General features: G+C 71.0%; 13 protein-coding genes. 8 read left to right on the forward strand and 5 right to left on the reverse strand.

The genetic code is table 11. From position 1 onward, the window contains the following. Both P409_RS38885 and P409_RS14030 read left to right on the forward strand, forming a co-directional pair. Nucleotides 1–252 (forward strand): hypothetical protein (locus P409_RS38885; RefSeq protein ID WP_034837523.1); only part of this gene is annotated, 252 nt, incomplete at its 5' end. A 211-nt stretch (nucleotides 253–463) separates the two neighbouring features. Beyond that, nucleotides 464–1,378: a 4-hydroxy-tetrahydrodipicolinate synthase family protein gene (locus P409_RS14030; protein WP_034837526.1), complete on the forward strand. Its 915-nt coding sequence runs from the start codon at nucleotides 464–466 to the stop codon at nucleotides 1,376–1,378. Here the strand turns inward: P409_RS14030 and hutC are convergent. Beyond that, nucleotides 1,353–2,087 carry a histidine utilization repressor gene (hutC, locus tag P409_RS14035; RefSeq protein WP_034837528.1) on the reverse strand — a complete coding sequence of 245 codons (735 nt, stop codon included), beginning with the start codon at nucleotides 2,085–2,087 and terminating at the stop codon, nucleotides 1,353–1,355. The genes P409_RS14030 and hutC overlap by 26 nt on opposite strands. A gap of 106 nt (nucleotides 2,088–2,193) precedes the next feature. Between hutC and hutU the strand changes: the two genes are divergently transcribed. From hutU to P409_RS14060, 5 genes are read left to right on the forward strand one after another with little or no spacing between them, the layout of a single operon-like run. Further along, entirely contained in the window at nucleotides 2,194–3,885 is a 1,692-nt protein-coding gene (gene hutU, locus P409_RS14040; RefSeq protein ID WP_034837530.1) for a urocanate hydratase, read from the forward strand. Beyond that, nucleotides 3,878–4,513 (forward strand): pyridoxamine 5'-phosphate oxidase family protein, encoded by a 636-nt coding sequence (locus P409_RS14045; protein WP_052120602.1) that lies wholly within the window; start codon nucleotides 3,878–3,880, stop codon nucleotides 4,511–4,513. The genes hutU and P409_RS14045 overlap by 8 nt, the downstream gene beginning before the upstream one ends. A gap of 1 nt (nucleotide 4,514) precedes the next feature. After that, nucleotides 4,515–6,059 (forward strand): histidine ammonia-lyase, encoded by a 1,545-nt coding sequence (gene hutH / locus P409_RS14050; protein ID WP_034837533.1) that lies wholly within the window; start codon nucleotides 4,515–4,517, stop codon nucleotides 6,057–6,059. After that, nucleotides 6,056–6,850 carry an N-formylglutamate deformylase gene (gene hutG, locus P409_RS14055; RefSeq protein ID WP_034837536.1) on the forward strand — a complete coding sequence of 265 codons (795 nt, stop codon included), beginning with the start codon at nucleotides 6,056–6,058 and terminating at the stop codon, nucleotides 6,848–6,850. Before hutH ends, hutG begins: the two co-directional genes overlap by 4 nt. Beyond that, nucleotides 6,850–7,695, forward strand: a complete 846-nt coding sequence (locus tag P409_RS14060; protein ID WP_052120604.1) for an aminoglycoside phosphotransferase family protein — start codon at nucleotides 6,850–6,852, stop codon at nucleotides 7,693–7,695. The genes hutG and P409_RS14060 overlap by 1 nt, the downstream gene beginning before the upstream one ends. Before the next feature lie 9 nt (nucleotides 7,696–7,704). Here the strand turns inward: P409_RS14060 and P409_RS14065 are convergent, their stop codons facing one another. After that, a complete protein-coding gene (locus P409_RS14065; protein ID WP_034837540.1) occupies nucleotides 7,705–8,634 on the reverse strand; it encodes an NADP-dependent oxidoreductase in 930 nt (309 codons plus the stop codon). Further along, complete coding sequence (locus P409_RS14070; RefSeq protein ID WP_034837542.1) at nucleotides 8,631–9,101, reverse strand: ester cyclase; 471 nt, start codon at nucleotides 9,099–9,101, stop codon at nucleotides 8,631–8,633. Before P409_RS14070 ends, P409_RS14065 begins: the two co-directional genes overlap by 4 nt. A gap of 109 nt (nucleotides 9,102–9,210) precedes the next feature. Between P409_RS14070 and P409_RS14075 the strand changes: the two genes are divergently transcribed. Beyond that, entirely contained in the window at nucleotides 9,211–10,116 is a 906-nt protein-coding gene (locus P409_RS14075) for a LysR family transcriptional regulator (protein WP_034837544.1), read from the forward strand. 19 nt (nucleotides 10,117–10,135) lie between these two features. Here P409_RS14075 and P409_RS14080 read toward each other — a convergent pair whose 3' ends face one another. Together P409_RS14080 and P409_RS14085 are read right to left on the reverse strand one after the other, a co-directional pair. Beyond that, a complete protein-coding gene (locus tag P409_RS14080) occupies nucleotides 10,136–10,909 on the reverse strand; it encodes a cyclase family protein (RefSeq protein WP_034837547.1) in 774 nt (257 codons plus the stop codon). Nucleotides 10,910–10,923: 14 nt separating this feature from the next. Next, nucleotides 10,924–11,514: fumarylacetoacetate hydrolase family protein (locus P409_RS14085; protein ID WP_034837550.1), on the reverse strand; the 591-nt coding region annotated here is incomplete at its 5' end.

Below are 11,514 nucleotides of genomic sequence, written 5' to 3' on the forward strand. Positions count from 1 at the left end.
GGCATGGCGCCCTTCGCGGTCGAGGAGACCGAGCGCCAGCTCGACGCCGCCTGGACCGCGGTGGCGGTGGAGGCCGCGGTCGCCGCCTGGGCGATCGCCCGCCGCGACCTGCCGGTGGACGGGCTGGGCCGCGGCCTGCGCGATCCCTGGCGGGCGATCCGCCCTCTCCTCCCGATCGGCCGCGAGGGCGAGGCGCCGTTCGATCTCGGCCCGGTCGAGGCCTGGTTCCGGACCTGGGAGATGCCGGCTTGACAGCCGCGCCGGCGGCAGGCGACTGTCCGGCCATGACCTCCGGCCGCCCCCTCGTCGCGAAAGCCAAAAAAGCCCCGCTCGCGGGGACCGGAGATCGCTGCCCGCGGTAACCCGCCGCGCGCTTTGAGGATCCACCAGACCCCGCCGGTTCCGACGGGGTCTTGTCGTCTCTGCGCCCTCCCCGTCTCCGGCCTCACCCAGGAGACGAACCATGCCCCTCCCCGCCCCGACCGGCCTCTGGCTGCCGCTGATCACGCCGTTCCGCGACGGCGCGCTCGATGAGGCCTCGCTGCGCCGGATGCTCCGGCATTACAGCGCCGGCCCGGTCGACGGCCTGATCCTCGCCGCCACCACCGGCGAGGGCATGACGCTCGACACCGATGAGACCGAGCGCCTGGTCGCGATCGCCGCCGAGGAGTGGACGCGGCCCCTGTATCTCGGCCTGTCCGGCGCCGACACGCGCAAGCTGGCGAAGGAGCTCGGCCGCACCTCCGCCTGGCCGGTCCAGGGATACCTGATCGCCTGCCCCTATTATGTCCGCCCGTCGCAGGAGGGGCTGGAGCGCCACTTCGCCGCTTTGGCCGATGCCACCGACCGGCCGATCCTGATCTACAACATCCCCTACCGGACCGGCGTCAACCTGGGCAACGAGGCCATGCTGCGGCTGGCCGAGCGGCCGAGCATCGTCGGGGTCAAGGATTGCTGCGCCGATGCCCGCCAGTCCTTCGAGCTGCTGCGCGACCGGCCGGCCGGCTTCTCGGTGCTGACCGGCGAGGACGCGCTGCTCTACACCGCCCTGACCCAGGGCGCCGACGGCGGCATCCTGGCCTCGGCCCATGTCGAGACCGAGGCCTTCGCCGCGATCCGTGCCCGGCTGCTGGCCGGCGACCAACCGGGCGCCCTCGCCGCCTGGCGCGATCTATCCGAACTGCCGCGGCTGCTGTTCGCCGAACCGAGCCCGGCGCCGATCAAGCATTGGCTGTGGCGAACCCGCCTGATCGACAGCCCGGAGGTCCGGCTGCCGATGACCAGGGTCAGCGACGCGCTCGCCGCCCGGCTCGATCGCGAGATCGAACGGCGGGTGCTCATCAGGGACGCCCCTATCCTGGCGCCGGCCGGCTGGTGAAGCGCCCGCCGATGCGGTAGCGCGAGCCGGGGAACAGCAGGCGGGCCACGCTGACCAGCCGGCCCGCCGCCCAGGTGCGGCGATGGATCAGCAGGCAGGGCTCATGCCGGCCGATCCTGAGGTGCTCGCGCTCCCAAGGCTCGGCCAGCACCGCCTCGACCACATGCTCGCCGTCGGGCATCGGCGCCGCCTGCATCAGGTAGTCATGCGGCGTGATCCGGGTGAAATCCTGCGCCAGGTAGTGCGGCGCGGAATCGAGCCGCACCAGCCGGTCCTCCAGCAGGATCGGCACGCTGTCCTCATGGTGGATCAGCACCGAATGAGCAATGGCGGTGCCCTCCGCCACCTCCAGCCGCGCCGCCGTCTCGGCCGTCGCCGCTTCGGAGCGCAACAGGATCACGGTGGCGCTGTGGGCATGGCCGCGGGCGCGCACGTCGTCGGCGATGCTGCGGATCTCCATCAGCGGCGCCTCGGGCTTGGCCCCGGCGACGAAGGTGCCGACGCCCTGCACCCGCACCAGCACCCCGGCCTCGGTCAGCTCGCGCAGCGCCCGGTGGATCGTCATCCGGCTGATGCCGAGCGATTTCACCAGCTCGTTCTCCGACGGCACTCGCCCGTTCTCCGGCCATTCCCCGGTCTCGATCGAGCGCAGGATCATGGCCTTGATCTTGCGGTACAGCGGCAGCGGCTCGTCGAGCAGCAGCGTCATCGGCGGGCGTCCATCACGGTTCCTCGGGCGTCATCATGAGGCTCTTGTCGTCATCGCGCCACTTGTATATACAACCCTATACTAATTCAGCCAAGGGAGGCTTGCCGTGACGACCGCCACCAACCGCCGTGTCATCCGGGCGCCGCACGGGCCGGAGCTGAGCTGCCGGACCTGGCAGACCGAAGCCGCCATGCGGATGCTGATGAACAACCTCGACCCCGACGTGGCCGAGAATCCGGACGAGCTGGTGGTCTATGGCGGCATCGGCAAGGCGGCCCGCAACTGGCAGTCCTTCGACACCATCGTCCGCAGCCTGAAGGACCTGGCGCCGGACGAGACGCTGCTGGTCCAGTCCGGCAAGCCGGTCGGCGTGTTCCGCACCCACACCGACGCGCCCCGCGTCCTGATTGCCAACTCCAACCTGGTGCCGCACTGGGCGACCTGGGAGCATTTCCGCGAGCTCGAGGCCAAGGGCCTGATGATGTACGGCCAGATGACGGCCGGCTCCTGGATCTATATCGGCAGCCAGGGCATCGTGCAGGGGACCTACGAGACCTTCGCCGAGGTCGGCCGCCAGCACTACAACGGCGACCTGAAGGGCCGCTGGATCCTGACCGGGGGTCTGGGCGGCATGGGCGGGGCGCAGCCGCTGGCCGCGACCATGGCCGGCGCCTCGATGATCGCGGTCGAATGCCAGGCCGGCCGGATCGAGCGCCGCCTCGCCACCCGCTATGTCGACCGCAAGGCCGAGAGCCTGGACGAGGCGATGGCGATCGTCCGCGAAGCCAAGGCCCAGGGCAAGGCGGTGTCCGTCGGCCTGCTCGGCAACGCTGCCGAGATCTTCCCGGAGATCGTGCGCCGCGCCAAGGCCGACCCGTCCTGGCGCCCGGACGCGGTGACCGACCAGACCTCGGCGCATGACCCGTTGAACGGCTACCTGCCGGCGGGCTGGAGCTGGGCCGAGGCTGAATCCCGCCGCCTGACCGACCCCGAGGGCGTGGTCCGCGCGGCGAAGGAGAGCATGGCGGCGCATGTCCGGGCGATGCTGGAGTTCCACGCCATGGGCATCCCGACGCTCGACTACGGCAACAACATCCGCCAGATGGCGCAGGATGTCGGCGTCGAGAACGCCTTCGATTTCCCCGGCTTCGTCCCGGCCTATATCCGCCCGCTGTTCTGCCGCGGCATCGGCCCGTTCCGCTGGGCCGCCCTGTCCGGCGACCCTGAGGACATCTACCGGACCGACCAGCGGGTGAAGGAGCTGATCCCCGACGACCCACATCTGCACAACTGGCTGGACATGGCGCGCGAGCGCATCGCCTTCCAGGGCCTGCCGGCGCGGATCTGCTGGGTCGGTCTCGGTCAGCGCCACCGCCTGGGCCTCGCCTTCAACGAGATGGTGGCCAGGGGCGAGCTGAAGGCGCCGATCGTGATCGGCCGCGACCATCTCGACAGCGGCTCGGTCGCCAGCCCGAACCGCGAGACCGAGGCGATGCAGGACGGGTCGGACGCGGTGTCCGACTGGCCGCTGCTGAACGCGCTCCTGAACACCGCCTCGGGCGCCACCTGGGTCAGCCTGCATCACGGCGGCGGCGTCGGCATGGGCTACAGCCAGCATGCCGGCATGGTGATCGTCGCCGACGGCACCCCGGAAGCGGCGCGGCGGCTGGAGCGGGTGTTGACCAACGACCCCGGAACCGGCGTCATGCGTCATGCCGATGCGGGCTACGACATCGCCCGCGACTGTGCCCGGGAACAGGGCCTGAAGCTGCCGATGCTGGAGGACACGCATGGATGACGGGATCGTTCGCGCCGAGGAGATCGTCCGGGACCAGGCCGGGCTGCGCAGCCGCTACGCCGAGCCGAGCGAGCTGGTCCGGAACAAGGTATTGAACCGGATCGACCGGCACGCCCGCGCCTTCATCGGCCTGTCGCCCTTCCTGGTGATCGCCACGGCAGGGGCGGATGGCAGCGCCGATGCCTCGCCCCGCGGCGACGCGCCCGGCTTCGTCACCGTGGCCGACGAGAAAACCCTGCTGATCCCCGACCGGCGCGGCAACAACCTGTGCGACAGCCTGTCGAACGTGGTCGAGAACCCGAAGGTCGGGCTGGTGTTCTTCGTCCCCGGCGTCAACGAGACGCTGCGGGTCAATGGCGGCGCCGCGATCACCACCAACCCGGCGGTGCTGCAGCCGATGGCGGTCGACGGCAAGGTCCCGACCTCGGCCCTGCGGGTCACGGTCGACCAGCTGTACTTCCATTGCGGCAAGGCGCTGATACGGTCCCGCCTGTGGGACCCGGCGGTGCAGATCGAACGCGGCAGCTTCCCGACCCTGGGCAAGATCCTGTCCGACCAGATCAAGGGCGTCGACACCGAACAGGCCGATGCCAGGCTCGAAAACTCCTACCGGAATCACCTCTACTGACATGGCCGACATCATCTTCACCGCCGGCCGGCTGACGCTGCCGCAGCTCCGCGCCATCGCCCGCACCGACGATGCCCTGCGCCTCGACCCGGCCTGCCGGCCGGAGATCGAGGCCGGCGCCGCCGCCGTCGCCGCGATCGTCGACGAGAACCGCACCGCCTATGGCGTCAACACCGGCTTCGGCAAGCTGGCCCAGACCCGGATTCCGACCGACCGGCTGCAGCAGCTGCAGACCAACCTGGTGCTGTCGCACGCCACCGGCACCGGTCCGCTGCTGGACGACGCCATTGTCCGGCTGATCCTGGCGCTCAAGCTCAACGGGCTGGCCCGCGGCCGGTCCGGCGTGCGCTGGGTGGTGATCGAGGCGCTGCAGGCGCTGCTCGATGCCCGCGCCTATCCCTGCATCCCGGCCAAGGGCTCGGTCGGCGCGTCGGGCGACCTCGCCCCCCTCGCCCATCTCTCGGCCGCGCTGCTGGGCGAGGGCGAGATCCGGCTCAAGGGCAAGCGCTGGCCGGCCGCCGACGCGCTGCGCCAGATCGGCCTCGACCCGCTGATCCTGGCGCCGAAGGAGGGCCTGGCCCTGCTGAACGGCACCCAGGTCTCCACCGCGCTCGCCCTGTTCGGCCTGTTCGCGGCGGAGGAGGTGTTCGCCGCCGGTCTTGTCGCCGGCGCCATGTCGGTCGACGCCGCCCGCGCCTCGGACGCGCCCTTCGATGCCCGCATCCATGAATGGCGCGGCCAGCAGGGCCAGATCGAGGTGGCGGCGACGCTGCGCGGCCTGCTCGACCACAGCGCCATCCGCGCCTCGCATGTCGAGAATGACGACCGGGTGCAGGACCCCTACTCCCTGCGCTGCCAGCCGCAGGTGATGGGCGCCTGCCTCGACCAGATCCGCCACGCGGCCCGGATCCTGGAGATCGAGGCCAATGCCGTGTCCGATAACCCGCTGGTGTTCCCGGAGACCGGCGACGTCATTTCCGGCGGCAACTTCCATGCCGAGCCGGTGGCATTCGCCGCCGACAACCTGGCGCTGGTGATCGCCGAGATCGGCGCGATGTCGGAACGGCGCATCGCGCTCCTGACCGACAGCAACCTGTCCGGCCTGCCGCCCTTCCTGGTGTCCGACCCGGGCGTCAATTCCGGCTTCATGATCGCCCATGTCACCGCGGCCGCCCTGGCCAGCGAGAACAAGAGCCTGGCGCATCCGAGCTCGGTCGACAGCCTGCCGACCTCGGCGAACCAGGAGGACCATGTGTCGATGGCGACCCATGCCGGACGGCGCCTGGCCGACATGGCCGAGAACACCTCCGTGATCGTCGGGGTCGAGCTGCTGGCCGCGGCCCAGGGCATAGACTTCCACCGGCCGTTGCGCAGCGCCGAGCGGATCGAGGCGGCGATGGTGGTGATCCGCGCCCGGGTAAAGGCCTGGGATGTCGATCGCTACTTCGCCCCGGACCTTGAGGTCGCGAAGACCCTGGTTCGCGCCGGGACCTTCCTGCCCTATGTGCCCGGTCTGCTGCCGAGCACCGTCGCGGAGACCCGATGATGGACGCCTTCCGCCTTCACCGCGGCACCGCGCCGCTGCTGCTGAGCATCCCGCACGTCGGCACCGGCGTGCCGGATGCCATCCGGGCGCGCTTCACGCCGGAGGGGCTGCTGCTGCGCGACACCGACTGGCATCTCGACCGGCTGTACGACTTCGCCGAGGGGCTGGGCGTCAGCATCCTCCAGGCGGTGCAGTCGCGCTATGTCGTCGACCTGAACCGCCCGGCGGACGACCAGAGCCTGTATCCCGGCCAGGCCACCACCGGACTGTGCTCGACCATCGATTTCGACGGCCGGCCGCTGTACCGGTCGGGCGAGGAGCCGGACGCGGCCGAGATCGTCCGGCGGGTCGAGACGGTTTGGAAGCCCTATCACGCCGCCCTGGCGGCGGAGCTGGAGCGCATCAAGGCGCAGCACGGCTACGCCCTGCTGTATGACGCGCATTCGATCCGCTCGGTGGTGCCGCGGCTGTTCGACGGGGTGCTGCCCGACCTGAACCTCGGCAGCAATGGCGGCGCCACGGCGGCGCCGGTCCTGAAGGAGCGGATCGCCGAGATCTGCCGCACGGCCGAGGGCTTCAGCCATGTGGTCGACGGGCGGTTCCGCGGCGGCATCATCACCCGCCATTACGGCCAGCCGCAGCGGAACGTGCACGCGCTGCAGATGGAGCTGGCCCAGCGCCACTACATGGACGAGGATCCGCCCTTCACCTACCAGGCGGAGCGGGCCCAGCCGCTGAAGGCCGTGCTGCGCCGGGTGCTGGAAGCGATGCTGGAGTGGAAACCCGCCTGATGAGCAGCGCCTTGTCGCCGATCGAGCTGTGGCTCGACCGCTGGGAGCTGGAGCCCGACGGCGAGGCGATCGAGCGCAACGGTGCCCATGTCGCCTTCGTCCGCCGCGGCGATACCAGGGCGGTGCTGAAGGTGCTGAAGCCGAACAGCGACGAAATGCTTGGCCCGGTGATGCTGGCGCATTACCGGGGCCGCAGCGCCGTCCGCGTGCTGGGGCACGAGCAGAACGCCGTGCTGCTGGAGCGGGCGCTGCCGGGGACGGAGCTGACCGGGACCGTGCTGGCCGGCCGCGACGACGAGGCCGTCCGCATCCTGTGCGGCGTGATAGCGGACCTGCACCGGGACGACCCGCCGCCCGGCCCCTGGCCGACGGTGGAGGATTGGGGCCGCGCCTTCGCCCGCTATCGCGCCGGCGAACCCCACTCCGAGATCCCGCCCGCGCTGCTGGACCGCGCCGAGACCGAGTTCATGGACCTCTGCGCCAGCCAGGGCCGGCGCTTCCTGCTGCATGGCGACCTGCATCACGAGAACGTGCTGGACGGCGGCGACCGCGGCTGGCTGGTGATCGACCCCAAGGGCGTGATCGGCGAGCTGGCCTATGAGACCGGCGCCGGCCTGCGCAATCCGGGCGGCGCCGAGGATCTGTACAACGATCCCCGGCACATCGCCCGCCGGGTGCGGATCCTCGCGGAGACGCTGGACCTGCCCGAGCAGCGCATCCTGCGCTGGTCCTTCGCTCAGGCCGTCCTCTCCGCGCTGTGGCATGTCGAGGACGGGGACGACGACGAGGACGTCGCCGCGGCGATCGCGACCGCCGCGGTGATGCGCAGCCTGCTGGTGGGCTGACCATCCGGATCAGGCCGGCCTGAGCAGCACCTTCCCGCGGGCATGGCCGGAGGCGACATGGTCGAGCGCCGCGGCCAGCTCTCCGAGCGAATGCTCGCGATCCACCACCACCGTCAACGACCCGGCATCGCACAGCCCGACCGCCAGGCCGAGGCGGGTGGCGTCGGTCTGGTGAAAGACGAAGGGGGCGGAGACGCCATGCGCCCGCGCCAGCGCCTCGTCCGGCGGCGACACGATGCTGGCCAGCACCCCGCCCGGCCGCAGCACGGCGAAGGAGCGGTGCTGGGTTTCGCCGCCGACGGTGTCGAGCACGAGGTCGACATCGCGGAGCTGCGCGGCAAAAACCTCGGTCCGATAGTCGATGACCTGGGTGGCGCCGAGCCGATGCAGCAGCTCGGCATTGGCGCCGGACGCGGTGGCGACGACCCTGGCGCCGGCGATCCGCGCCAGTTGCACCGCGGCGCTGCCGACGCCGCCGGCCCCGGCATGGATCAGCACGGTCTGGCCCGCCTTCAGATGGGCGGTTTCGAACAGCGCCTGCCAGGCCGTCCCCGCCGCGGTGGGCAGGCCGGCCGCCGTGGTCAGCGGCAGGGTCGTCGGGGCCGGGGCGATCTTGGCCGCGGGCACGACGGCGAATTCGGCGAAGGCGCCGCCACGCACCGGATCCGGCCGGGCGATCACCCGGTCGCCCGGGCGCCAGCGCGCCGCCAGCGGTCCGGCCCGCTCGACGGTGCCGGCGAGGTCGGTGCCCAGCGCATAGGGGAAGGCCAGCGGGAAATAGGCATCGAGCCCGCCGCCGATCAGCTTGAGGTCCAGCGGGTTGACGCTGGCCGCCGCCACCCGGATCAGCACTTCGTCGGGCCCGACCTCCGGCACCGGCACATCCTCGATCACGACGCCGGAAAGGCCGCCATACGCATGGATGCGGGCCGCCTTCATCGCCCGGCCTCCGTCTCGGACGCCACCGACGGCCAGGCGCCGACCTGCTGCAGCATCCCGAACCAGTCCTCGAGATGCCAGGTATGGCTGATCCGGCCATCCCGAAGATGATGGAAATCGTGCAGCGCCACCGTCACCCGCCGCCCGGTCGGCGCGATGCCGAACCATTCGCCGCGATGGGTTCCCGTGATCTGTGCCCGCACCCCGGCCCGGCCGTCACGGCCGAACATGTCCTCGATCGTGACGTCGAGATCGGGAAAGGCCTTCAGGAAGGCCCGGATCACCGGCTTCAGCCCATCCGGCCCGGGCCCCTGCCCCGGCGCCGGCGGAATGTCCAGCCAGTCCGGGGTGACCGCCTCGTCCAGCAGGTCTGGGTCATGATCGGCGAAGGCGCGATACAAGGTCTCGACCGCGTGCCGGTCTTCCGCCGTCAGCCCGGCCGCCGGCCTGCTCTGGTCCTGGTTCATCTTGCGTCCATTCTCGCTCTGGGTTGGCCGGGCGATCCCGGCGAGCAAGACTTGGGAGATGGACCATCATATTTGAAATCGATGATCTGGATATGAGATCATTCATGCCATGGATCTTCATGGCATCGACCTGAACCTGCTCGTCGCCTTCGACGCCTTGATGGCGGAGCGCAGCGTCACCCGCGCCGGCACCCGCATCGGCCGGACCCAGCCCGCGATGAGCGCCGCGCTGGCCCGGCTGCGCGCCCTGCTGCGGGACGATCTGTTCGTGCGCGGCCCCCAAGGCCTGCAGCCCACGCCGCGTGCGCTCGACCTGGCCGAGCCCCTGTCCGGCGCCTTGGCGCAGATCCAGCGCACGCTGGACTTCACCCGGGGCTTCGACCCGGCCGCGTCGACGACGACCTTCACCCTCGGCCTGTCGGATCACCCGGCCTTCCTGCTGCTGCCGCGCCTGGTGATCGCGCTGCAGGCGGCGGCACCCGGTGTCCTGCTGCGGGTGCGCAGCTTCACGGCACGGGATGATGCGGTCCGGGTGCTGGATGCCGGCGAGGCCGATGCGACGATCGGCGTGCCGGCCCCGCCGGCCGGCCGCATCCTGTCCCGCCCGCTGTTCGAGGAGCGCTTCGTCTGCGTGCTGCGCCGCGGCCATCCTGCGGCCGGCCGGCCGCTCGACCTCGACCGCTTCCTGGCGCTGTCGCATCTGCTGGTGTCGCCCGAAAACGAGCAGTTCGGCGTCGTCGATGCCGCGCTGGCGAAGCGGGGCCTCAAGCGCAGGCTCGGCCTGACCCTGCCGCAGCTGTATGCAGCGCCGGGCGTCGTGGCGCAGTCCGACATGATCGCGACGCTGATGCAGGGCGTGGTCGCCGCCTCCGGCCATGCCGGCGCCCTCAGCCTGCTGGCCCCGCCGCTCGACCTGCCGTCGATCCCGTTCGTGCTGTCCTGGCATCGCCGCAACGACGCCCACCCCGCCCAGCGCTGGTTCCGCGATCTCGTGGCGGCGCAGGCGGGGGCCTGACGGCCCGAACCGATCCGGCCTAATCCGGCAGGATCGCCACCGCCCTGGTCCAGCCGGCCGAGGCGGCACGGATCTTCACCGGGAAGCAGCTGACGGTGAAGCCGGTGGCGGGCAGCGCCTCCAGGTTGTGCAGCTTCTCCAGGTGGCAGTAGCCGATGTCGCGGCCGGCCTTGTGGCCCTCCCAGATCAGCGAGGCGTCGCCGGTCTCCTTGAACCGCCGCGCCGTGTGGCTGAACGGCGCATCCCAGCTCCAGCCATCGGTGCCGACCAGGCGTACGCCCTGTTGCAGCAGGTGCAGCGTCGCGTCGCGGCCCATGCCGCAGCCGCTGTCGACATAATCGGCCTGACCGTAGCGGGCGCCTGCGGCGGTGTTGACCAGCACGATCTCCAGCGGCTTCAGCACATGGCCGATCCGCTCCAGCTCGGCGTCGATCTCGGCCGGGGTGACGATGTGGCCGTCCGGCAGGTGCCGGAAATCCAGCTTCACGCCGGGCTGGAAGCACCATTCCAGCGGCACTTCGTCGATGGTGATGGCGCGCTTCCCGCCATCCATCGTCGGGTGGTAGTGCCAGGGCGCGTCGAGATGCGTGCCGTTGTGGGTCGAGATCGCCACCGTCTCCACCGCCCAGCCCATGCCGTCGGGCAGCTGCTCGGGCTTCAGGCCGGGAAAGACGAAGGCGAGGTCGCGTGCCGTCTCCTCATGGGCGCGATAGGTGATCGAAACCTTCTGGAACGGCGGGTCGGCCGGGACGTCGTTCTCGAGCGGGATCGAGATGTCGATGAGCTTGGGCATATCCGGTCTCGCAGTCAGGGAACGATGGTGCCGGTGCAGGCGCCGAAGCCGATCGGCATGAAGCCGTCGCGCCGGCACCGGGCGGTGAAAGTGATCTCGTCGCCATCCTCCAGGAAGCCGCGCTGCTCGCCATTCGGCAGCGTCACCGGCTCGCGCCCGCCCATGGTCAGCTCCAGCAGGCTGCTGAGCTGCGCCCGGGTGGGGCCGGAGATGGTGCCGGTGCCCAGCAGGTCCCCCGGCAGCAGGTTGCAGCCGCCGGAGCTGTGATGCGCCACCATCTGCGCCGGGGTCCAGTAGAGGTGCCGGGCGTTCGAGGTGATGATGGTGACCGGCCCCTGCCCTTCCGCCCGCATCCGGGCGGTGGAGAGCCGGACCGTCAGCTCGACGTCCAGCCCGCCCGCCTCCTGGTCACGGCCGTCCATCAGGTAGTCCAGCGGCGCCGGGTCGCCGTCCGGCCGGACCATCGCCGGCACCCGGAACGGCCGCAGCGCATCGGCGGTGACCACCCAGGGCGAGACCGTGGTGCTGAAGCTCTTGCTCAGGAACGGCCCCAGCGGCGTCATCTCCCAGCGCTGGATATCGCGGGCCGACCAGTCGTTGAGCAG

The sequence above is a fragment of the Inquilinus limosus MP06 genome (assembly GCF_000767795.1).
GTDB lineage: Bacteria > Pseudomonadota > Alphaproteobacteria > DSM-16000 > Inquilinaceae > Inquilinus > Inquilinus limosus_E.